This is a genomic window from Rhodococcus sp. Q1 (assembly GCF_004153645.1).
Taxonomy (GTDB): Bacteria; Actinomycetota; Actinomycetes; order Mycobacteriales; family Mycobacteriaceae; genus Rhodococcus; species Rhodococcus gordoniae.
This window is the reverse complement of sequence record NZ_SDMJ01000003.1, coordinates 167871-189280: the sequence shown is the minus strand read 5'-3', so window position 1 is coordinate 189280 and position 21410 is coordinate 167871. Positions and strand designations below refer to the sequence as shown.

Annotated in this window: 20 protein-coding genes; 7 read left to right on the top strand and 13 right to left on the bottom strand. The window is 68.6% G+C overall.

Features of this window, described 5'->3' with window-relative positions; translation table 11 throughout:
- Positions 1 to 2 precede the first annotated feature (2 nt).
- The 6 genes from EQ874_RS09375 to EQ874_RS09350 all read right to left on the bottom strand — a co-directional run bounded on the left by EQ874_RS09375 (position 3) and on the right by EQ874_RS09350 (position 6128).
- Positions 3 to 641 carry a hypothetical protein gene (locus EQ874_RS09375; RefSeq protein WP_016933721.1) on the bottom strand — a complete coding sequence of 213 codons (639 nt, stop codon included), beginning with the start codon at positions 639 to 641 and terminating at the stop codon, positions 3 to 5.
- A complete protein-coding gene (locus tag EQ874_RS09370) occupies positions 638 to 1255 on the bottom strand; it encodes a hypothetical protein (protein WP_016933722.1) in 618 nt (205 codons plus the stop codon). Before EQ874_RS09370 ends, EQ874_RS09375 begins: the two co-directional genes overlap by 4 nt.
- Complete coding sequence (locus EQ874_RS09365; protein WP_129976609.1) at positions 1252 to 2007, bottom strand: ABC transporter ATP-binding protein; 756 nt, start codon at positions 2005 to 2007, stop codon at positions 1252 to 1254. The genes EQ874_RS09370 and EQ874_RS09365 overlap by 4 nt, the downstream gene beginning before the upstream one ends.
- Positions 2000 to 3094: an iron ABC transporter permease gene (locus EQ874_RS09360; RefSeq protein WP_129976608.1), complete on the bottom strand. Its 1095-nt coding sequence runs from the start codon at positions 3092 to 3094 to the stop codon at positions 2000 to 2002. Before EQ874_RS09360 ends, EQ874_RS09365 begins: the two co-directional genes overlap by 8 nt.
- Positions 3075 to 4220 (bottom strand): ABC transporter substrate-binding protein, encoded by a 1146-nt coding sequence (locus tag EQ874_RS09355; protein WP_129976607.1) that lies wholly within the window; start codon positions 4218 to 4220, stop codon positions 3075 to 3077. Before EQ874_RS09355 ends, EQ874_RS09360 begins: the two co-directional genes overlap by 20 nt.
- A gap of 174 nt (positions 4221 to 4394) precedes the next feature.
- Positions 4395 to 6128 carry a proline--tRNA ligase gene (locus EQ874_RS09350; RefSeq protein ID WP_129976606.1) on the bottom strand — a complete coding sequence of 578 codons (1734 nt, stop codon included), beginning with the start codon at positions 6126 to 6128 and terminating at the stop codon, positions 4395 to 4397.
- A gap of 53 nt (positions 6129 to 6181) precedes the next feature.
- On the opposite strand from EQ874_RS09350, the gene yaaA reads away from it, so the two are divergent.
- Positions 6182 to 6925: a peroxide stress protein YaaA gene (yaaA, locus tag EQ874_RS09345; RefSeq protein ID WP_129976605.1), complete on the top strand. Its 744-nt coding sequence runs from the start codon at positions 6182 to 6184 to the stop codon at positions 6923 to 6925.
- Here yaaA and EQ874_RS09340 read toward each other — a convergent pair.
- The 4 genes from EQ874_RS09340 to mqo all read right to left on the bottom strand — a co-directional run bounded on the left by EQ874_RS09340 (position 6918) and on the right by mqo (position 12442).
- Positions 6918 to 8000, bottom strand: a complete 1083-nt coding sequence (locus EQ874_RS09340) for an FUSC family protein (protein WP_129976604.1) — start codon at positions 7998 to 8000, stop codon at positions 6918 to 6920. The genes yaaA and EQ874_RS09340 overlap by 8 nt on opposite strands.
- Positions 8001 to 8072: 72 nt before the next feature.
- Positions 8073 to 9494, bottom strand: coding sequence for an MFS transporter (locus tag EQ874_RS09335; protein WP_242496739.1), 1422 nt, complete (start codon positions 9492 to 9494; stop codon positions 8073 to 8075).
- Positions 9495 to 9553: 59 nt separating this feature from the next.
- A complete protein-coding gene (cobA, locus tag EQ874_RS09330) occupies positions 9554 to 10816 on the bottom strand; it encodes a uroporphyrinogen-III C-methyltransferase (protein ID WP_064063390.1) in 1263 nt (420 codons plus the stop codon).
- 99 nt (positions 10817 to 10915) lie between these two features.
- Complete coding sequence (gene mqo, locus EQ874_RS09325) at positions 10916 to 12442, bottom strand: malate dehydrogenase (quinone) (protein WP_084421580.1); 1527 nt, start codon at positions 12440 to 12442, stop codon at positions 10916 to 10918.
- 186 nt (positions 12443 to 12628) lie between these two features.
- Between mqo and EQ874_RS09320 the strand changes: the two genes are divergently transcribed.
- Both EQ874_RS09320 and mtr read left to right on the top strand, forming a co-directional pair.
- Positions 12629 to 13726, top strand: coding sequence for an alpha/beta hydrolase (locus EQ874_RS09320; RefSeq protein ID WP_129976602.1), 1098 nt, complete (start codon positions 12629 to 12631; stop codon positions 13724 to 13726).
- Positions 13723 to 15096 (top strand): mycothione reductase, encoded by a 1374-nt coding sequence (gene mtr / locus EQ874_RS09315; RefSeq protein WP_129976601.1) that lies wholly within the window; start codon positions 13723 to 13725, stop codon positions 15094 to 15096. Before EQ874_RS09320 ends, mtr begins: the two co-directional genes overlap by 4 nt.
- A 76-nt stretch (positions 15097 to 15172) precedes the next feature.
- On the opposite strand, the gene EQ874_RS09310 is transcribed toward mtr, so the two are convergent.
- Positions 15173 to 15739, bottom strand: coding sequence for a hypothetical protein (locus EQ874_RS09310; protein WP_064063386.1), 567 nt, complete (start codon positions 15737 to 15739; stop codon positions 15173 to 15175).
- A gap of 121 nt (positions 15740 to 15860) precedes the next feature.
- On the opposite strand from EQ874_RS09310, the gene EQ874_RS09305 reads away from it, so the two are divergent.
- Genes EQ874_RS09305 through EQ874_RS09295 form a run of 3 tightly spaced genes read left to right on the top strand, consistent with a single transcriptional unit; the run spans position 15861 to position 17853 of the window.
- Positions 15861 to 16220 carry a GntR family transcriptional regulator gene (locus EQ874_RS09305; protein ID WP_129976908.1) on the top strand — a complete coding sequence of 120 codons (360 nt, stop codon included), beginning with the start codon at positions 15861 to 15863 and terminating at the stop codon, positions 16218 to 16220.
- Positions 16217 to 17122, top strand: a complete 906-nt coding sequence (locus tag EQ874_RS09300) for an ABC transporter ATP-binding protein (protein WP_129976600.1) — start codon at positions 16217 to 16219, stop codon at positions 17120 to 17122. Before EQ874_RS09305 ends, EQ874_RS09300 begins: the two co-directional genes overlap by 4 nt.
- Positions 17119 to 17853 (top strand): hypothetical protein, encoded by a 735-nt coding sequence (locus EQ874_RS09295; RefSeq protein WP_129976599.1) that lies wholly within the window; start codon positions 17119 to 17121, stop codon positions 17851 to 17853. The genes EQ874_RS09300 and EQ874_RS09295 overlap by 4 nt, the downstream gene beginning before the upstream one ends.
- 4 nt (positions 17854 to 17857) lie before the next feature.
- Here EQ874_RS09295 and map read toward each other — a convergent pair whose 3' ends face one another.
- Positions 17858 to 18715: a type I methionyl aminopeptidase gene (gene map, locus EQ874_RS09290; protein WP_129976598.1), complete on the bottom strand. Its 858-nt coding sequence runs from the start codon at positions 18713 to 18715 to the stop codon at positions 17858 to 17860.
- Positions 18716 to 18780: 65 nt separating this feature from the next.
- Positions 18781 to 20424: an AMP-binding protein gene (locus tag EQ874_RS09285; RefSeq protein ID WP_129976597.1), complete on the bottom strand. Its 1644-nt coding sequence runs from the start codon at positions 20422 to 20424 to the stop codon at positions 18781 to 18783.
- Between the two features lie 106 nt (positions 20425 to 20530).
- Here EQ874_RS09285 and EQ874_RS09280 point away from each other — a divergent pair, with 106 nt between their 5' ends.
- The gene (locus tag EQ874_RS09280; protein WP_084421578.1) at positions 20531 to 21394 is read left to right on the top strand and encodes a LuxR C-terminal-related transcriptional regulator; all 864 of its coding nucleotides are present in this window, start codon (positions 20531 to 20533) and stop codon (positions 21392 to 21394) included.
- Positions 21395 to 21410 lie beyond the last annotated feature (16 nt).

The window sequence follows — 21410 nt, the reverse complement described above, 5'->3', positions numbered from 1 at the left end:
TCCTATCCTCTCGTGGCCCAGTGCAGGGCCGAATACAGCAATCGGGTGGCACCGGGCATGAAGCCCGAACCGTGGTGGTAGACGGGATCCATCGTGGTCACCAGCAGGCGGCCGCGGTGGTTGGTCTCGTCGACGAACAGGATCGAACCGTCCCGTTCTCCGTCGGGGGTGTGCAGATCCGCCAGACTCACTGCGCCGGGTGGGGGCTCGAGCACCCCGTGGTAGTGCCAGATCACCGAGCGGTCGGAGAAGAATCCCCAGGCCGGATGGTCCGGTGCCTGCAGTCGCACCCGGTGGTCCTCGCCGGTGCGCCACCACCAGAAGACGGTCGGCCGCGGCTGTTCGGGCACTCCCAGCCAGTCCTGGACGTGGTTCTCACCGAAGACGACGACCGTCGCGCCTCGTTCCAGGGCATCCTTCACCGCCGCTGCCCATCCGGACAGCAGGTCCGGCCGCAACCGGTCGGCGACGACCACGACATCGGAGCCTGCGATGTCCTCGGGTACGCCGGTGCGGGCGTGCACCGCGCGTATCCGGTAGGGCGCGAGGGCGGGGTCGGCCAGGGTCGCCAGGTGACTGTGGCTGCCGCCGTGCAGGAAGGCGACCGCCGGCGCCGGGTTCGTTCGGGTCGCTCGGCTCATCGGCCCTCCAGCCAGTCGAGGATCTGCGTACGAAGATGCGCGGTGCCCCGGTGCTCACCGGCGAACTGCAGCAAGTCGTTGCCGCCGTGCACGAGCACCCGTCCCCGGCCGAGCCGGTACTCGTAGTCGATCGGCGCGTGGGTACGTCCGAGGGTGTGCACCACCTGCGCGCCGTCGGGCATGTCGAGATAGCATCCGCGGCCGTAGAAACCGGCCACGCCGATGCGTTCGAGTTCCTCGAAGGGCACCGGCTCCCGGCGACCGCTGTTGTACAGCAAGGCCTTCGGATCGATCCCGGCCCAGACCGGATGCTCGTTCACCCGGCTCAGGGCGAGATCCGAGGGGTTGCGGAATTCGAGCTTGCGCCACCGTGTGAGGCCGGTGAGGAAGATCCGCTGGACGTGACCGTTGATCAGAACTCTGCCGCCTCGTGCGACGAACGCGTCGAGCACGTCGCGGTTGTCGGACAGATATTCCTGATCGACGTCGCCGGTGAAGTAGATTCCGGTGACCTCGGGCCCGCACGCGGACGGCAGGTCGTAGACGTCGATCTCGCGGAAGCCGTCGATCAGCGCACCGTCGCGCGGCGCCATCACCGCTTTCAGGACGCTCATGCGATCCCCCTTCCGAAATCCGGAACCGTCAACCGCCGGAGTGCACTCGGTGTCGTGACGTCGGCGGTGACGATCGGCACGCCGTACATCTCACTGAGCAACTCGTCGCCGAGCAGTTCCCTGGTGGCACCGACCCGCTGGTCGTCAGCGGAGACCATGAGCATCGAACGTTCGGCGATGTGCAGGGCGTGATCGGGATGATGGGTCGTCATGACCACGGCCATCCCGTCGTCGGCCAGGCCGCGCAGAACTGTGAGCACACGTGCCTGGTTCCGCAGGTCGAGGGCGGAGGCCGGCTCGTCGAGCACGATCGTGTCGCAGCCGGACACCAGGGCCCGGGCGATGAGGACGAGCTGCCGTTCGCCCCCGCTCAGACCGCCGTAATCGCGGGTGGCCAGATGCAGGATGCCGATGCGGCCGAGTGCGTCCAGAGCGGCGTCACGGTCGGCATCCGTGGGGCTGCTGTAGATCCGCACCTTGCGGGCGCGTCCCATGAGCACGATGTCGAGCACGGTGAACGAGAACGCCACCGCATGACTCTGCGGCACGTATCCGATGGTGCCCGAGGACGTGACGGTCCCGGTGACCGGTGCGAGCAGGCCGGACAGACATTTGAGCATCGTCGTCTTGCCGCGCGCGTTCGGCCCGAGCACAGCGAGAACCTCACCGGCGCTCGCGGTGACCGTGACGTCCTCGAAGATCCACGGCCCCTTGGCCGAGTACCGGAACGAGATGGATTTCGCGTCAAGCATCGCTACCCCACAGTCGGGTTCGGTTGCGGATCAGCAGAGCGACGAAGAATGGCGCACCGATGATCGCGGTGAGGATGCCGATCGGAATCTCGGCGGTGCTGAGCACCCGCGACAGGGTGTCGATGGCGGTGAGATAGGCGGCGCCGAGGAGCGCGCTGACGGGCAGCACCATCCGGTTGTCGGTGCCGATCATCATGCGTACCAGGTGCGGCACGACCAGGCCCACCCATCCGATGACACCCGAGACCGCCACCGCAGCGGCGGTGATCATCGCGACGCAGCCGAGCAGCAGCAGCCGCAGGCGTTGCGGGCGCAGACCGAGAGCGACGGCGTCCTCGTCTCCCATCGACAGGATGTTCAGGCGCCAGCGCAGCGCGAGTACCACGAGGGCGGGCAGAAGGATCGGCACCGCGGCGATCGCGAGTTTCCCGTAGCCGGCGGTGGCGAGAGATCCCATGAGCCAGAAGACGATCGACGGCAGTTCACTGTAGGGATCGGCGATATAGGTGATGAACGAGACCATCGCCTGGAACATCGCGCCCACGACGGTCCCGCCGAGGATGATCATGAGCAGTGGTGCTCCCGGGACGGCCCGCGCGATCGCGAGGACCAGAAGCAGAGCGATCACCCCGCCGACGAAAGCGCCTCCGACGAGGGTGATTCCGCCGAGTCCGACGAGCAGCACCAGCACGCCTCCGAAGGAGGCGCCGGAGGACACGCCCAGGATCTGCGCGCTCGCGAGGGGGTTGCGGAAGACCCCCTGCATCACGGCGCCGGTGAGCGCCAATCCGGCACCGATCAGAATGGACAGCAGCACGCGAGGCAGACGGACGTCGAGGACGACCGTGCTCTCCTGCTGCGTCCAGGTCTCGCGGAGCGGAAGGATCTGGCCTGCGAGCAGTCGGACGATTTCGTTCGGAGGAACGAGATAGCGTCCCACCGCGAGGGCGACGAGGGCGACCACCACGAGCAGGGCGGTGAAGCCCACGATGATCAGCGGATTACGGCCCCACTTCACCGGCCGGGGCGCCGGGATCGGCGCCCCGGGGGCAGAGGGCGCTGCCGAGTCAACGTGCGAACTGGTCATAGCTCGCGGCGTCCCGGTTCAGGTCGAAGCGCAGCACCTGGTCGATCTCGTCCTCGGAGATCTCGTAGGCGAACAGGTCGTCGAAGGCCGCGCGGATGTCGTCGCGGAACTCACCGGTCTGTTCCTGCGGATAGAGGATGCGGAACATCCACTCCCACATCAGGGGCGATTCGGCGCTCGGGACCTGCCAGCGGTAACCGCCGAGCGGGGTCTTGTAGACGCGGCCGTTCTGCACCGCGCTCACACCGGCGAGACGCGGGTCGGCGTAGATATCGGCGGGGGTGCTCTGGTCGAAGCCGCTGAGCATGATGACCTCGGGGTCCCAGGCGAGGATCTGCTCGGGACTGACCTGGCCGGAATCCGAGACGAATCCTTCGGTGACGAGATCGGCCCCGACGAGGTCGAACTGGAAACCGTCGTATCCGGTGGCGCTCGTCGTGCTGTAGGCGTCGCCGTTGCGCGAGAGGATCATCGCGCGCGGTCGCGGGGCGTCCTGTCCGGCGACCTTCTCGCGCATCTCCTCGATCTCGGCGCGCTGCCAGGCGACGAGTTCCTCACCGCGCTCGGGCTTGCCCGCGATCTGGGCGAACAGTGTGATCCATGCTTCCAGGTCCTCCTGCGTGCCGTACTCGAGTCCCACCACGGGGAAACCGACGGATTCGATGGGCTCGACGACGTCGGGACCACGATCGCCCCACTGGACGACGACGTCGGGGTCGAGTTCGAGCAGCGTCTCGACATTGGGCACGAAGTCGCTTCCGGCCACGGTGGTCGACTCGGCCGACGCCGGGAACATGGTTGCGAACATGCCGCCCTGGTTCGCGACGAGTGTGGACTGGTTGATGCCGACGATGCGGTCGTAGCTCCGGTCGACCGCCGCGAAGATCGAGGGGGCGGGCATGACGGTGAAGGCCACCTTCTCGGCCGGACCGTCGAGGGTGATCGTCTCGCCTCGCTGGTCGACGATCGTGACGGTGTCACCCGTGGTCGATGCGCCGGCCTCCTGGGTGTCGCGGCTCGAGCATCCGGCCGTGAAGGCGAGGGCACCGATGAGTCCCGCGGCGACCCACCGGGACGACGACGCCACGCCCCGCTGCCGCATCTCCCGCCGCACCGTCGATCTCATATCCACCATCCGTTTCTGTCGTGACAGACCACAAGAACGGAATGAGGTTAGCATTACCTATGCAGTGCCGGTATTGCCGCCTTCGCGCAGATGCAGCGATGCCCCCGCACAGAGAGTGCGAGGGCACCGGCAGACAGGGTTCAGCGAGAGACAGGGGTCAGCGAGAGACAGGGGTCAGCGAGAGAGGATGCGCTGGACGACCTCCCCGATCGGCACCTCGTCGGCGACACCGGAGAAGCGGTCGCGAACCTCGACCGTGCCGTCGGCGAATCTACGCCCGACCACGACGACCAGCGGCATGCCCAGGAGTTCGGAATCCTTGAACTTGACGCCCGGCGACGCCTTACGGTCGTCGAGCAGGACCTCCACCCCCGCGTTGGACAGTTCCTCGGCGAGATTCTCTGCCCCCTCGCGCGCCTGCTCGTCCTTGTTCGCGATCACCAGGTGCACGTCGAACGGGGCGATCTCCGCCGGCCACCGCAGGCCCTTCTCGTCGTGCTGCTGCTCGGCGATCACCGCGACGAGGCGGGAGACCCCGACGCCGTAGGAGCCCATCGTGGGGCGCACCGGCTTGCCGTTCTCCCCGAGCACGTCCACCGCGAAGGCATCGGTGTACTTGCGGCCGAGCTGGAAGACGTGGCCGATCTCGATTCCGCGAGCGGAGACGAGTGCACCGGCTCCGTCGGGCGACGGATCGCCGTCGCGCACCTCGGCGGCCTCGATCGTTCCGTCCGGCGTGAAGTCGCGACCCGCGACCAGACCGAAGACGTGCTTGCCCTGCTCGTCGGCACCGGTGATCCAGCTGGTGCCGTCCACCACCCGCGGGTCGACGAGATAGCGGACACCGTTGGCGAGCAGCGCCTTCGGACCGATGTAGCCCTTGACGAGGAACGGGTTCGCCGCGAAATCCGCTTCGGTGAGCAGTTCGACCTCGGCGGGTTCGAGCGACGCCTCGAGACGCTTGTCGTCGACCTCGCGGTCGCCGGGGATACCGATGCCGAGCAGCTCCCAGTCACCACCGGGCCGGCGAACCTTGACCAGGACGTTCTTGAGCGTCTCGGACGCGGTGACCTCACGACCGAGGATCGTCGAGGCCGCCGCGACGAGCGTGCCGATCGTCGGGGTGTCGGGGGTGTCGTGCACGACCGCCTCGGGCTGTCCGTCGATCGGCAGCGGTTCGGGCGCGAGGGTCTTCACCGCTTCGACGTTCGCGGCATAACCGGATTCGAGGCATCGCACGTAGGTGTCCTCACCTGCCGGCGAATCGGCGAGGAACTCTTCGGAGGCACTGCCGCCCATCGCGCCGGAGGTGGCCGAGACGATCACGTACTCGACCCCGAGGCGCGTGAAGATGCGTTCGTAGGCGTCGCGGTGCGCCCGGTAGGACTCGGCGAGCCCTTCGTCGGTGAGGTCGAAGCTGTACGAATCCTTCATGACGAACTCGCGGCCACGCAGGATGCCGGCGCGGGGCCGTTCCTCGTCGCGGTATTTCGTCTGGATCTGGTACAGCGTGACGGGGAAGTCCTTGTACGAGTTGTATTCACCCTTGACGGTGAGCGCGAACATCTCCTCGTGGGTGGGCCCGAGAAGGTAATCGCCGCCCTTGCGGTCCTGCAGCCGGAACAGACTGTCGCCGTATTCCGTCCAGCGGTTGGTGGTCTCGTAGTGCTCGCGCGGCAGCAGCGCCGGCAGGACGATCTCCTGCGCACCGATGGAATTCATCTCCTCGCGCACGACCCGCTCGACCTGCCGCAGCACCCGCAGCCCCAGAGGCAACCACGAATACACACCGGGCGCGATACGTCGCACGTATCCGGCTCGGACCAGCAACTTGTGGCTGGCGACCTCGGCGTCGGCCGGGTCGTCTCGGAGGGTGCGGAGGAACAGGTGCGACATGCGGGTGATCACGACCGTGCAGCCTACCGTGGCCACCTTCCGCGACGTCGGTACGGTTACCGGTTGTGCTGGTGCTTCTCCCCCCTTCCGAAACCAAGTCCGATGGCGGCGACGGCGGACCGCTCGATCTCGCCGACCTGTCGATGCCGGAGCTGACCGAGACGCGGGAGATGCTCGTGCAGGCGCTCGTCGACCTCGCCGACGATCCCGAGGAGTCGAGCCGCGCGCTCGGGCTGGGCGCCAAGGGAGCCGACGAGATCGAACGCAACGCGAAGCTGTGGGTCTCCCCTACCCGTCCGGCACTCGAGCGCTACACCGGGGTGCTGTACGACGCGCTCGACGCGGCGACATTCACGAAGACCCAGCGGGACAAGGCCTGTCGGCGTCTGGGGATCGGTTCGGCACTGTTCGGCGCCGTGCGGGCCGCCGATCCGATACCCGCCTACCGCCTGTCGGGAGGCTCGAAACTGCCCGGATTCGGCACACTCAAGACCGTCTGGCGAGCCGAACTCACCGAGGCACTGGTCGCCGAGGCCGACGGTGACCTCGTGGTGGACCTCCGCTCCGGTGTCTACCAGCAACTCGGTCCCGTCCCGGGTGCGGTCACCGCCACGGTGTTCACCGAGCAGCCGGACGGCACCCGCAAGGTCGTCAGCCACTTCAACAAGCACCACAAGGGCCTGCTCGCCCGCGCCCTCGTCCTCACGCGGGCGGAACCGGGCGACATCTCATCCCTCGCGCGGGTCGCATCGAAGGCCGGGCTGCGCGTCGAGGTGGAGTCGCCCACCGAGCTGGTCGTGCTCACCTGACCTCGAGTCCCATCGCGGCGACGATGCGACGGGCCGAGTGCAGGACGGCGCCGAGCCGCGCCGTGAGAACCATGTCGCCCGACTCGATGGCGAACCGTTCGAGATCCGTGAGATTCCGGCGGCACGCCCCGTCGGGATCGACTTCCCGACCCGCCCCCACAGCCTCGATCATCCCGGCCAGGGCGTCGAGCACCGCGGCCACCGCCGACCGCACGTCCCGGCGGTCGAACTCCGCGAACTCGTCCCCGAGCACCGGATCCAGGGCGTGCGCGAGTTCCTCGACCGCGCTCGACACCGACGACAGGTCGTCGAGCGTCCGGTCCCAGCGACGCGCCCGTTCGCCGGCGCGGGCCGCGGCGGGGCGAGGATTCAACGTGGCGCTCTCGTGCGCCCACCGCGATTCGTCGAAGGCACGCTGGACGAAGCTGTGGATGCCGCGCGCACGCTGAACCCAGTCGCGGGACCCCGACGATTCCTCGCGGCATCCGGTGGCCATGTCCCGGAGCAGGTCGCGCAACTCACCGGTGAGCTCGGTGCCCTCCTTGCCTGCCGAGTACACGGGCGGGAAGACCAATGCGGTCACCGCGACGCCGACCGCTGCCCCGATCATCGTCTCGAGGAGGCGTTCGCTCAGCAGGACGGGACTGTCCGAGGCGCCGGTGGCGATCACCAGCAGCGCCGTGATCGCAACCCAGATGCCACTGGACTCGAACCGTCGCCAGCGTCCCGCGAAGTAGCCGACGGCCACCGCCATTCCGATCGCCGCGGTCGTCGACTCCACGAGCCGCGTCACGACGACCGCGACCAGCAGACCCGCGACGACCGCCCCGATCTGCACCGCGGCCTGCCGGAGCGAGCGGACGAGCGTGGCCTCGACGAGGAAGACCGCGACGTAGGGCGCGAGGAACGCCTGCTGGAAATGGAACACCTCGGTGACGAGGAGCCACGCCAGGACCGCAGCGAGCGTCGACCGGAACGCCTGGAGGGCGACGTACCGCTCGTGCCCGGCCTCGCGTACGGCCCGGACGATCCACGATCCGACGAATCTGCCCCGTTCGAGAACACCGACCTGCATGGGCGTCGGGTACCCGGCGTTCGCGCGTGGCAGGCGTGAACAAACTCATCCGCCGCGCCGACGGTCCCGGGATCAGGACGTCTGCGCGGCCTTCTCGGCTTCCTGCGCCTGGGCGACCTCTTCGGGGGTGAAGCGGATGAACAGAGCCGCGATACCGGCGATCACCGCGCAGACGGCGCAGCCGACCAGCGCGAACATGTAACCCTCGCCCTGGGCTACGAGCTGGGCGTCGGTCATGCCGGCGACGGCCCCCGAGACACCGCCGAGCGACATCGTCCGCGAGGTGGCCATCGCACCGATCACACCGAGGCCGACCGGACCTCCGAGGGTCTGTGCGACCTGCGCGATCGCCGAGAGCGGTCCGATCTCGTGCGGACCCACCCCGGAGATCGCGCACAGCGGCAGCGGGACGACGGCCAGTCCGACGCCGAAACCGACGACGAGCACCAGCACGAACAGGGTCGGGAAGTAGCGGACGCTACCGTCCATCGTCGATCCGTAGAGGAGGCTCACCGTCATGATCACCGAGCCGGTGACCACCAGCCAGCGGGGTTCGATCCGCGCGACCATCTTCGACGACACCGCGGCGGCGCCTCCGAGACCGAAGGCGAACGGCACGAACGCCAGGCCCGCGGAGAGTGGGCTGTAGCCGAGAATGTCCTGTACGAACAGGGCGACGAAGGCCGCGAGGCTGAACATCACCGCACCCGCGAAGAAGATCGCCACGAAGGTCGCGACGCGGTCCTTGTTCCGGAACAGCACGAACGGCAGCAGCGGGTTCTCGGCCCGCCGCTCGACGAGCAGGAACAGTCCCAGCAGCACGAAGCCCGCGGCGACAGCACCGATCACCGGAAGGCTCGACCAGCCGAGTTCGGGGCCCTCGGTGAGACCGAAGACCAGACCGGTGCAGCCGAGCGTCGCGAGGATCGCGCCGGGAACGTCGAGCGCGAGGCGTTCGGACGCGGTCTCACGCAGCGCGAGCGCGGCGAGCACGACGATGAGCACACCGATGGGGACGTTGATGAGGAAGATCCAGCGCCACGACACCTGTGTGAGGGCCCCACCGAGGATGAGTCCCGCGATGGACCCGACGCCGGTCATGGCGGCGAAGACCGCGATGGCGCGGTTGCGTGCCGGGCCTGCGGCGAAGGTCGTCGCAACGAGCGCGAGAGCGGTCGGGGACGCGACCGCGGCCCCGACACCCTGCAGGGCGCGGGCGCCGATGAGCATCGCTTCGCCGGTCGCCAGCCCGCACAGAAGGGACGCCAGGGTGAACAGGCCGACCCCGCCCATGAACATGCGTTTGCGCCCGTAACTGTCGCCCAGGCGGCCGCCGAGGAGCATCAGTCCGCCGAACGCGAGGGCGTACGAGGTGAGGACCCAGTTGCGACCCGAATCCGACAGTCCCAGATCGCTCTGCAGCGGAGCGAGCGCGAGATTCGCGACCGTTCCGTCGAGAACGACCATCAACTGGAGACCGCTGAGGACCAGCATGGCCAGAGCGACCGCGCGGGTGGCCGACGGATGCGAGGTGGCTGACACGTGTTCCAACGTTACCCACCGTCCGAGTCGGAGCCGGTCCGCGGATCGAGTCCGAATCCGGCCACCGGCCCGATCACGATGATCGCGGGCGGGCGCACGCCCTCGTCGCGGACGCGGTGCGCGACGGTCGACAGATCGGCACGCACCACGCGCTGACTGCGCAGTGTTCCCTCCTGCACGACGACCACCGGGGTGTCTGCGGGACGTCCGCCGGCGATCAGGGCATCGGCGAACCGGTCGATGCGTTCGACAGCCATGAGCAGGACCAGGGTGCCCCGCAACTTCGCGAGCGCGTCCCAGTCGGTGAGCGAGTCGGGATGTCCCGGCGCGACGTGTCCGCTGACGACGACGAACTCGTGGGTGACGCCGCGATGGGTGACGGGGATGCCTGCCGCGGAGGGCACGGAGATCGCGCTGGTGATGCCCGGGACGACGGTGACAGGAATCCCGGCCGCAGTGCAGGCCTCGAGCTCCTCGTAGCCGCGACCGAAGACGTACGGGTCGCCGCCCTTGAGCCGGACGACGAACTTGCCGGCCCTCGCACGGTCGATCAGGGTCTCGTTGATCATCTGCTGGGCCATCGCCCGTCCGTACGGGAGCTTCGCGGCGTCGATCACCTCGACGTGATGATCGAGTTCCGCGAGCAGTTCCTGCGGTGCGAGGTGGTCGGCGACCACGACGTCGGCGCGGGCGAGGAGCCTGCGGCCACGGACGGTGATGAGATCGGGATCGCCGGGACCGCCGCCCACGAGAGCCACGCCGACCGGCTTCGGTCCGGCGTCGGCGAACTCCGTGACGGTCGCTCCGGCGAGAGCGTCGCGGATCGAGGTGCGCACGGCGGCGGACCTACGGTGGTCGCCTCCGGCGAGGACACCGACGGCGAGGCCTTCGTACCGGGCGGTGGCGGGAGTGACGGCACTGCCGTGGCGGGCGTTGTCGGCGCGGACGCAGAAGATCCTGTTGCGTTCGGCCTCTGCGACGACGGCCGCGTTGGTCTCGGGCTCGTCGGTGCAGGCCATGGCGTACCACGCGCCGTCGAGATCCCCGTCGCGGTAGTCACGCAGGTCGAGCGTGATGCGGCCTTTCGTCGCCATGCTCTCGACCACGGGGGTCGCGGCCCGGGTGACGACATGGACGCGGGCGCCGGACGCGACGAGCAGGCCGAGACGCCGCTGCGCGACGCTGCCTCCTCCGACGATCACGACGCGGCGTCCGCGGAGATCGAGTCCGACCAGGTAGCTGGTCTCGTCCTCTGCGGCAGCGGGCACGGGCATCTCCCCATCTCTCGTGTCGCGGCGAATCCGCCGGTCGGACCCACCGTCAGGACACCTGTGGCCCGGGCATCGCCTCGGGCCACAGGTGCGGTGATCGGATCAGACCGCGGCGGCCTCGACGGGCGCCTCGGCCACGGTGTCGGAGACGACGTCGAGCTGGAGCGACCTCGTACTGTGGTCCCACACCTGACGGAACAGGTCGGGGTTGTCGGACAGCCTGACGCCGAGGGACGGGACCATCTCGCGGAGCTTGGACTGCCAACCCGCCCACTGCTGCGGGAAGCACCGCTCGAGCACGTCGAGCATGGCCGGAACCGCCGTCGAGGCACCCGGCGACGCACCGAGCAGGCCGGCGATCGAACCGTCGCCCGCATTGACCACGGCGGTACCGAACTCGAGGACACCGCCCGCACCCTTGCGGCGGATGACCTGCACCCGCTGGCCGGCGACGATGAGCTCCCAGTCCTCGAGACGCGCTTCGGGAACGAACTCGGCGAGGGTGCCGATGCGGTCGGCGGGCGACTGCATCAGCTCGCCGACGAGGTACTTGACGAGGCCGAGTTCGGTGACACCGACGCCGAGCATCGACATCAGGTTGCCGGGCTTGACCGACTTGGGCAGGTCCATGATGCCGCCCTGCTTGAGGAACTTGGGCGACCACCCGGCGTAGGGGCCGAACAGCAGACCCTGCTTGCCGCCGATCACGCGCGTGTCGAGGTGCGGAACCGACATCGGAGGGGCGCCGACCGCGGCCTTGCCGTAGACCTTCGCGCTGTGCTGCGCGATGACCTCGGGGTTGGTGCAGCGCAGGAAGGCACCGGAGACGGGGAAGCCGCCGAAGCCCTTGATCTCCTTGATGCCCGACTTCTGCAGCAGGTGAAGTGCACCGCCACCCGCGCCGACGAAGACGAACTTCGCCTGGACCTTGCGTGACTCGCCGGTGCGGCGATTGCGCACCTTCACGATCCAGCTGCCGTCGGACTGCTTGGCGATGTCGGTGACGTCGTGCCCGAAGAAGACGGAGCCGCCCGAGGCCGCGACGTGGTTGATGAGCTGTTTGGTGAGAGCGCCGAAGTCGACGTCGGTTCCGGTCTGCGTCCAGTTCAGCGCGACCGGATCGGAGAAGTCGCGGCCCTTGCCCATGAGCGGCAGGCGCTCGGTGAAGACCTCGGGGTTCTCGGTGTACTCCATGCCCTCGAAGAGGGGATGGCCGGCGAGAGCGTCGTAGCGGGCACGCAGGTACTTCACGTTCTCGGCGCCGTGCACGAAGCTCACGTGCGGAACCGGGTTGATGAAGTTCTTCGGGTCGGACAGGATGCCGTTGTCGACGGCGTACGCCCAGAACTGCCGCGAGACCTGGAACTGCTCGTTGACGTTCACGGCCTTCGCGATGTCGACCGAACCGTCCGGCTTGCCGGGGGTGTAGTTGAGCTCACACAGCGCGGAGTGGCCCGTACCGGCGTTGTTCCAGGGATCACTGCTCTCGGCCGCCGCGGCGTCGAGACGCTCGAACGCGGTGATCGACCAGTCGGGCTGCACCTGACGCAACAACGCACCGAGGGTTGCGCTCATGATGCCCGCGCCCACGAGCACTACGTCGGTTTTCGCTACTACGTTCTCTGACACTGGGAAATCGACTTCCTTGTCTGGTTCGCACGCGCCGCCGAAATACGGAGGTACCGTCTCGCGTGAGTGTCCCGCAACGCGGCGCGCGAATGCGACCGACAGGTTACCCGCGCGTTGTCCGGCGTTTCATTTCACCTCATTGTGTACCCATGAGCGGTGGTCGGCGAACACACCTAGGGTGTGATAGTGACTACTTGGCGTCCTGACGTCCTCGGAGACGGCTACGAGCAGCTCGACCTGCCACTGGGCACCGACCCCGACGGTGAAGGCGAGATCTCGGCGACCCTGGTGCGCTACCAGCCGGCGACCACCGATCTGCCCGACCGCGCGGTGCTCTACATCCACGGCTTCACCGATTATTTCTTCCAGCAGCACCTCGCCGAGCACTTCGCGGCGCGCGGCTACCGGTTCTTCGCCCTCGACCTGCGCAAGTGCGGCCGCTCACGGGCACCCGGACACACCCCCCACTTCGTCACCGATCTCGCCTACTACGACGCCGAACTCGACGAGGCGCTGAGGGTGGTGCGCAGCGAGGTCGGCGGCGGTGTGCTGCTGGCGGCCCATTCGACGGGCGGGCTGGTGCTGCCGTTGTGGCTCGACCGGCTCGGCCGCCGACCCGGTGGGCCGACCGCGGCGGGCATCGTGGGTCTCGTTTTGAACAGCCCCTGGTTCGACCTGCAGGGGCCCTCCTACCTGCGCAATGTGGGTACGACGCTCATCGACGCCGTCGGCCGGCTCCGGCCCCGGGCGCCGATCCCGCTGCCGAAGACCGAGAGCTACGGCCGCAGCCTGCAGAGCGACGGCTGGCGCTACGACCTCGACTGGAAGCCGCTCACCGGTTTCCCCATCCGGTTCGGGTGGTTGCGTGCGGTCCGGCGGGGCCATTCCGTACTGCACCGCGGACTCGACATCGGGGTGCCGTCGCTGATCCTGCGGTCCGGCGCCTCGCGTTCCGCTCCGCGGTACGACGCGAGTGTCGACACGGTCGACGCGGTACTCGACGTCCGCCAGATCGCGCGATGGGCGGGTTGCCTCGGGAACCGCACGACGATCGTGCCGATCGACGGTGCCCGCCACGACGTGTTCCTGTCCACCCCCGGCCCGCTCGCGGTGGCCTTCCGGGAATTGGACCTGTGGCTGGAATGGTTGGACGGAGCGGACGAGGCGGAGACCTCCGGTTCCGGCACCGAGGCGGAGACCTCCGGTTCCGGCACCGAGACCGACGACTTCGCCGGCTCCGCCCCCGTTTCCGTACTGCATCGACCCATGGGAGAGCACGCGTGACCCACTACGACCTCGCGATCATCGGCACAGGATCGGGGAATTCGATCCTCGACGAGCGCTACGACGGGATGCGCGTCGCCCTTCTCGAAGAAGGCACCTTCGGTGGCACCTGCCTCAACGTCGGCTGCATCCCCACGAAGATGTACGTCTACGCCGCCGAGGTCGCCCATACGATCCGGAACGCGGCGAAGTACGGCGTCGACGCGTCCGTCGACGGGGTGCGGTGGAACGACATCGTCGACCGGGTCTTCGGCCGTATCGATCCGATCGCGGCGGGCGGCGAGCGCTACCGCCGCGAGGACTGCGCGAACGTCACGGTCTACGGCGGGCACGCGCGTTTCGTCGGCGAGCGCCGCATCGACACCGGAACCGGAGAGGTGATCACCGCGGATCAGGTGGTCGTGGCGGCCGGTTCGCGGCCGACGATCCCGCAGGACGTGCTCGACTCCGGTGTGAGATATCACACCAGCGACGACGTCATGCGACTGCCGAAACTGCCCGAATCCCTCGTGATCCTCGGGACCGGCTTCATCGCGATGGAATTCGCCCACGTGTTCTCGGCGCTCGGCACCCGGGTCTCGGTGGTGGCGCGGACCGACCGCCTGCTGCGGCATCTGGACGCCGACGTCTCCCAACGATTCACCGCGCTGGCCGCCGCCAAATGGGACGTCCACCTCGCCAACCCCGCGCGGGAGTTCCGTCCTGTCGGCGACGGCGTCGAGGTCGAGCTCGCCGACGGCACCGTCGTGAGCGGCGACGCTCTGCTCGTCGCGACGGGCCGGCAGCCGAACGGAGACCTGCTCGACACCGCGGCGGCCGGCATCGAGCTCGACGCGCAGGGCCGCATCGTGGTCGACGAGTTCCAGCGCACGTCCGCGGCGGGGGTCTTCGCGCTCGGTGACGTGTCGTCGCCCTACCAGCTCAAGCACGTCGCCAACCACGAGGCACGGGTCGTGCAGCACAACCTGCTCCGCGGCGCGTGGGGTGGCGACCCCGCGGGTCTGCACCGAACGGACCATCGCTTCGTCCCGTCGGCCGTGTTCACCGATCCGCAGATCGCGACCGTCGGCCTCACCGAGGCCGAGGCCCGGGACGCGGGATACGACATCTCCGTCAAGATCCAGGACTACGGGAACGTCGCCTACGGGTGGGCGATGGAGGACACCGAGGGCTTCTGCAAGCTGATCGCCGATCGGTCCACGGGTCTGCTGCTCGGTGCCCACATCATCGGGTCGCAGGCGTCGACAGTGATCCAGCCGCTCATCCAGGCGATGTCGTTCGGTCTGCCCGCCCGGGAGATGGCGACCGGCCAGTACTGGATCCATCCCGCTCTGCCCGAGCTCGTCGAGAACGCGCTGCTCGGTCTCTGAGCGCTCCCCGGTCTCCGAGCACCCTCGTCAGCGCCGTGTGGCCTGCCGCCCTCCGGGGCCGCAGGCCACACGCGTATCACCAGCTGCCGGTACGCAGCGCGATCGCGGACGCGAAGTCGGTGGGCGCATCGACGGGCACGTTGTCCACTCCGTCGAGTTCGACCACCCGGAACTCCCCCGTCACGTAGCGCATCGACGCGTCGGCCTCGGCGCGACGCGACGAGGTACCGACGACGATCGTGGTGGGGACCTCCGCGGGCGGCGCCGTGGCGTCGCGCACCGTGCCGTCGCGGTCCGGGACCGCGGGATGGCCACGATCGGCGACCACGAGACTCGCGAAGCGTCCGAATCGTCCTGCGGCGACGGCCCATGCCAGCTCGGCTCCTGCTCCACTGCCCGCCAGGTGCACCCAGGGCAGGGCGAGACCGTCGAGCAGGGCGAAGACGTCACCGGGCGCGAGTCCGTCGATCTTCTCGACCACGATCGTCCGTAGGTCGGAGGTGTGCAGCCGCTCGCACACGACGTCGTACACGTCCGCGTTCTCTCCCGCATCCGGGAAGAGCAGCACCGTGTAACGACTTTCGGGGCCGCCGATCCGTACCTGCACGTCGCCACCGGGCGTGGTCACCGTCCTCGAGTCCATGCGCAAACGCTACATGGCCGCGGTAGGTGCACCGGCTCTTGCCGTATCGACGATCAGGCCCTATGGTTCATTACATGAGTAATGAACCGATGCACCCGCCTTCGGGTTCGGGGGCATCGTGCTGAACGACGAGGGCAAGCCCCTCTTCCGGCAGATCGCCGAGCTCATCGAGAACTCGATCGTCGACGGCAGCCTCGCGGAAGAGACGCAGGTTCCCTCCACGAACGAGCTCGCCGCCTTCCATCGCATCAATCCGGCCACGGCGGCGAAGGGTCTCAACGCCCTGGCAACCGAGGGAATCCTCTACAAGAAGCGAGGAATCGGCATGTTCGTCACCACCGGCGCCCGCGACAAGCTGGTCGCCCGCCGACGGGATCGGTTCGCCCGGCAGTACGTCGTCCCGCTCGTCCTCGAGGCCGGAAAACTCGGAATCGGCATCGACGAGCTCAAGTCCATGCTCGACACACGGGAGCACAGATGACCATCACCTCGCCCGTCGTCCGCGCGCGTCACCTCGGCATGCAGTTCGGTGACGTCGCTGCCCTCACCGACGCCGACTTCACGTTGCACCGGAACACGATCTACGGCCTGCTCGGCCGCAACGGCGCCGGCAAGACCACCCTGATGCAGCTGCTTGCGGGCCACCTGCGTCCCACCACCGGCAGCGTCGAGGTGTTCGGAGCGGATCCGTACGAGAACACCGCCGTACTCCAGCAGCTGTGCTTCGTCGCCGACACCCAGCGTCATCCCGACGACCTGCGGGTCGGGCACGTGCTCGCTTCGGCGGAACTGTTGCTGCCACTGTGGGATCGGGGGTATGCCGAGCGGCTGGCCGAGAGGTTCGCGCTGCCCTGCGGCCGCAAGGTCAAGAAGCTCTCCCGCGGCATGAGTTCCGCGCTGGGCATCGTGGTGGGCCTCGCGTCGCGCGCACCGGTGACGATCTTCGACGAGCCGTATCTGGGCCTCGACGCCGTCGCCCGGCAGATGTTCTACGACGAACTGCTGCTCGACTACGCCGAGCGGCCGCGCACCGTCGTGTTGTCGACCCACCTGATCGACGAGGCCGCCGACCTCCTGGAACACGTCCTCGTGCTCGACCGCGGACATCTCGTCGTCGACGAGGACACCGACACGCTGCGCACCCGGGCCGCGCAGGCGACCGGACCGGCGGACGAAGTGGCACGGATCGTCGGCGACAGCACCGTCCTGCACACGGAGGGACTCGGCGGCGTCGCCCGCACGACCTTCCTCCGCAGCGACCCGGACGAACTTCCCCGCACCTCCGGACCGGTGGACGTGCAGCCGATCTCGCTCCAGGACCTCGTGGTCCATCTCCACCGGACATCCGCATCCGCCACCACGAACGAGGAGGCATCGCTGTGACCACCGCGATCCCGCTGCCGGCCCCGATCACCACCGGGCCCGCGCGCGTCCTGTCCGTCGCCCGCCTGCAGCTCGTCTCGTGGCCACTGCTCCTCGCGTGGCCCGTCGGACTGCTGGCCACCTCGGCCCTCATCCCGTGGGTGATCTTCTCGCTCGTCGACACGGGTGCCGAGTACAACGTCACCGGGAGCGTGCTGTCGGTCTACGGCTTCGTCATCGCGTTCTACCTCCTGGCGATGACCCAGATGTTCTCGTTCGCACTGCGTCTCGGCTCCACCCGATCGCACTACATGCAGTCGATGGTGTGGATCGCCGTGGCCCAGTCCGCGGTGTTCTCGGCCGTCTTCCAGATCCTCTCGGTGCTCGAAGCCGCGACCGGTGGCTGGGGCGTGAACATGCGGATGTTCGGAATCCTGCGTTTCGTCACCGACAGTTCCGTGGTGCAGTTCCTGGGCTTCTTCACCACGATGCTCCTGATCATCGCACTGGCGATGCTCGCCGGCGCCATCCAGCACCGTTGGCGCGCAACGGGTCTGCTGACGGCTACCGCGTCCGTCGTGGTGCTCGGCGGCCTCGCCGCGATCGTCGTGACGTGGACCGGATCGTGGTCGGCGCTGTGGTCGTGGTTCGCCGATGCCGCGCCGACCACGACCCTGGTGGTGCTTCCAGCACTGGTCGCCGCGGTGTGCACGAGCGCGACCTGGTGGGTCGCCCGGAACGCCGCGCCCTAGGTGGTCACGGCAGGGTGAGGATCTCGGCGCCCGTGTCGGTGACGACGATGGTGTGCTCGAACTGCGCGGTCCACTTGCGGTCCTTGGTGACGACCGTCCAGCCGTCGTCCCAGATCTCGTAGTCGGGGGTGCCGAGATTGATCATCGGCTCGACGGTGAACACCATCCCGGGTTCGATGATCGTGTCGATGTCGGGACGGTCGTAGTGCAGGATCACCAGGCCGTTGTGGAAGGTCTCGCCGATGCCGTGGCCGGTGAAGTCGCGGACGACGCCGTAGCCGAAGCGGTTGGCGTAGGACTCGATGACCCGGCCGACGACGTTGAGGGCCCGGCCGGGCCTGACGGCCTTGATGCCCCGCATCGTCGCCTCGCGGGTGCGTTCGACCAGAAGGCGGACCTCCTCGGAGACGTCGCCGGCGAGGAAGGTCGCGTTGGTGTCGCCGTGGACGCCGTCGATGTAGGCAGTGACGTCGATGTTGACGATGTCGCCGTCCTCGACGACGGTCGAGTCGGGGATCCCGTGGCAGATCACCTCGTTGAGCGAGGTGCAGCACGATTTGGTGAAGCCGCGGTAGCCCAGCGTCGACGGGTAGGCACCGTGATCGCACATGTACTCGTGGGCGACGCGGTCGATCTCGTCGGTGGTCACACCCGGCGCGACGGCCTTACCGGCTTCCACGAGCGCCTGCGCGGCGATCTTCGAGGCGAGTCGCATCTTCTCGATCGTCTCGGGTGTCTGCACCCACGGCTCGTTGCCTTCCTTCGCCGTGGGCTTCCACACGTACTCCGGGCGTTCGATCGACGCGGGCACCTCCCGGACGGGAGTCGGAGTGCCGGGGACGAGCGGAGCGCGGGTAGCCATGACTTCCAGATTAGCTGCCGCGCCCCGCTCCCCCGTCATCCACCGATCAGGCCGTCATCCACAGATCAGCCGACGGCGCCCGCCTGGCGCAACCTGAACCGCTGGACCTTGCCGCTCGGCGTCTTGGGCAGGTGCGGAACGAAGTGGACGGCGCGCGGGTAGGCGTGCGCGGCGTACTTCTGCTTCACGAGCTTCTGGAGGTCCGCCTCGAGCGCATCGTCGCCGTGGACTCCCTCGCGCAGCACCACGAACGCCTCGAGGACCTCACCGCGCAGCTCGTCCGGCAATCCGACCACTGCGGCCTCGATCACGTCGGGGTGCATCACGAGCACCGATTCGACGTCGAACGGGCCGATGCGGTAACCGGCCATGATGATCACGTCGTCGTCGCGGGACGAGAAGAAGAAGAATCCGTTCTCGTCGACCTTCCCGGCGTCGCCGGTCAGATACCACCGGCCGTCGGCGCTGAACCGTTCGGCGGTCTTCTCGGGAGCGTCGACATACCCGGTGAACCACACCAGCGGGCTCGCGTGCACGTCGATCGCGACGCGGCCGACCTCACCCGGTTCGGCCGGTTCGTCGCTGTCCTCCTGCAGCACCGTGCAGCTCCAGCCCGGCAGGGGCTTGCCCATCGACCGCGGCGGGGTGTCCTCGCGCAACTCGTCCGCCCATGCGTCGACGACGAACATGCCGTGTTCGGTCTGCCCGTACTGGTCGCGCACCACGACGCCGAGGGTCTCCTCGGACCAGGCGAGGACGTCGGGGGTGAGCGGCTCACCGGCCGAGGAGGCGCGGCGCAGCCGGACCCGCGGATGCTCCGCCGTGTCGGCCTTCAGGCTCCGGTAGACGGTCGGGGCCGCCGCGAAGTTGGTGACGCCGAAGGTGTCGAGGATCTTCCAGGTGAGCGCGGGCGAGAAGCCGGCGTGCAGCAGGAGGCTGCGCCGACCGGCGGCGAGCGGCCCGAGCAGCGCGTAGTAGAGCCCGTATGCCCATCCCGGGTCGGCGGCGTTCCAGAAGACGTCGTCCTCGCGCACGTCGAGACCGAACTCCAGGTAGGCGTGGAAGGACGCCAGCGCCTTCACCGGGACGGGAACGCCCTTGGGGGTGCCGGTCGTGCCGGAGGTGAACAGCTGGACCAGCCGTCCGCCCCCACCCACGGCGACCGCCTCGCCTCGGGGGTCGTCGGCCGAATGCGCTGCGAGCAGTTCGCCGAAGTCGCGGGCCCCGCGACCCGATGCGTCGGCATTGCCCTCACCGGCCACGACGACCTGCCACGACACGTCGGCGGGAAGGTCGGAGCCCGCGGCGAGCTTGCCCGCCTGGTCGCGGTCGGCCACGACCACCTTGGTGCCGCTGGCGTCGAGCCGGAAGGCGATCGCCGGCGCCGCGAAGGCGGTGAACAACGGCACGTGCACCGCGCCGCGACGCCAGATGCCGAGGACCGCAACCACCAGATCGGCGGACTTGCCCATGAGCGTGGCGACGTGGTCGCCGGGTTCGACACCGAGATCCGCCAGCGCCGCGGCGAAGCGCGCCGAGCGTTCCCGAAGCTCACCGTAGGTGAGATCGGTGGAACTCAGATCGGCGTCGATGACGGTGAACGCCACCGCATCGGCGGGGTGGTCGTCGCACAGCAATCGGGCTGCGCAGGCGTCTGCCGTGTCGTACCGCTCGAGCAGTGTCCGCACACGGCTTGCTGTGTCGCGCATCGTGGTCCTTTCGTCCGTACCGGCCGGTATGTCGTCGTCTGTGGGATAGACCCGTTCGACGTCTATGATTCGAGTCACACCGTATTCCCGATACCCCCGGAAAGGGGTGGCGTTCGTGTCGTCCTCCTCGTCGGCGCTCCTGCGTCCCCGCGACGGTGATGCCTTGCGGGGAGAACTCCGCCGCACCGCGGCGCACGCCCAACTGCCCGTGGTCTTCGCCGGTGAGGTACAACAGGGATCGCTGCAACTGAGCGAATTCTTCGGCACCCGCACCAACAGCCTGGCCGGTGTCGTGGTGCCGCCGCGCGCAGGTCTCGGCGGCCGCGTTCTCGCGGAGTCGCGGGTGGTGACGGTGTCGGACTACGGTCGCTCCGCGTCGATCACACACCACTTCGATCGTCCGGTGCTGTACGAGGGGTTGCGGTCCATCCTCGCCGTGCCCGTGCTCGTCGAAGGGAAGGCCCGCGCCGTGCTGTACGGCGCGGCCCGCGAGTGCGCCCCGGTCGGCGATCGCGCGGTGACGGCGTTCGCGCAGGCGGCAGCACGTCTCGCGCACGAAATCGCGGTGCGCGACGAGGTCGATCGGCGACTCGCGATGCTCGAGCATTCGTCCGGCGACCGCGATCCGGTCGCGACCGCGCAGGTCCGCGAAGTACACGCCGAGCTACGGGTGCTCGCCCAGGGCGCGACCGACCCGGCGCTCCAGGACAAGCTCCGCTCGCTCTCCGACCGGCTCGCCGGAGTGCTCGACGGGACGCAGCCGGAACCGACGGAGGTCGTGCTGTCCCCGCGCGAGACCGACGTGCTGTCCCATGTGGCGCTCGGGTGCAGCAACGCCGAGATCGCCCAGCGCCTGTCGGTCGGTGCCGAGACGGTCAAGAGCTACCTGCGCAGCGCCATGAGCAAGCTCGACGTCCATTCCCGCCACGAGGCCGTCGTCGCGGCGCGTAAGTCGGGGCTGCTGCCCTGAATCCGGCCGGGTCCAC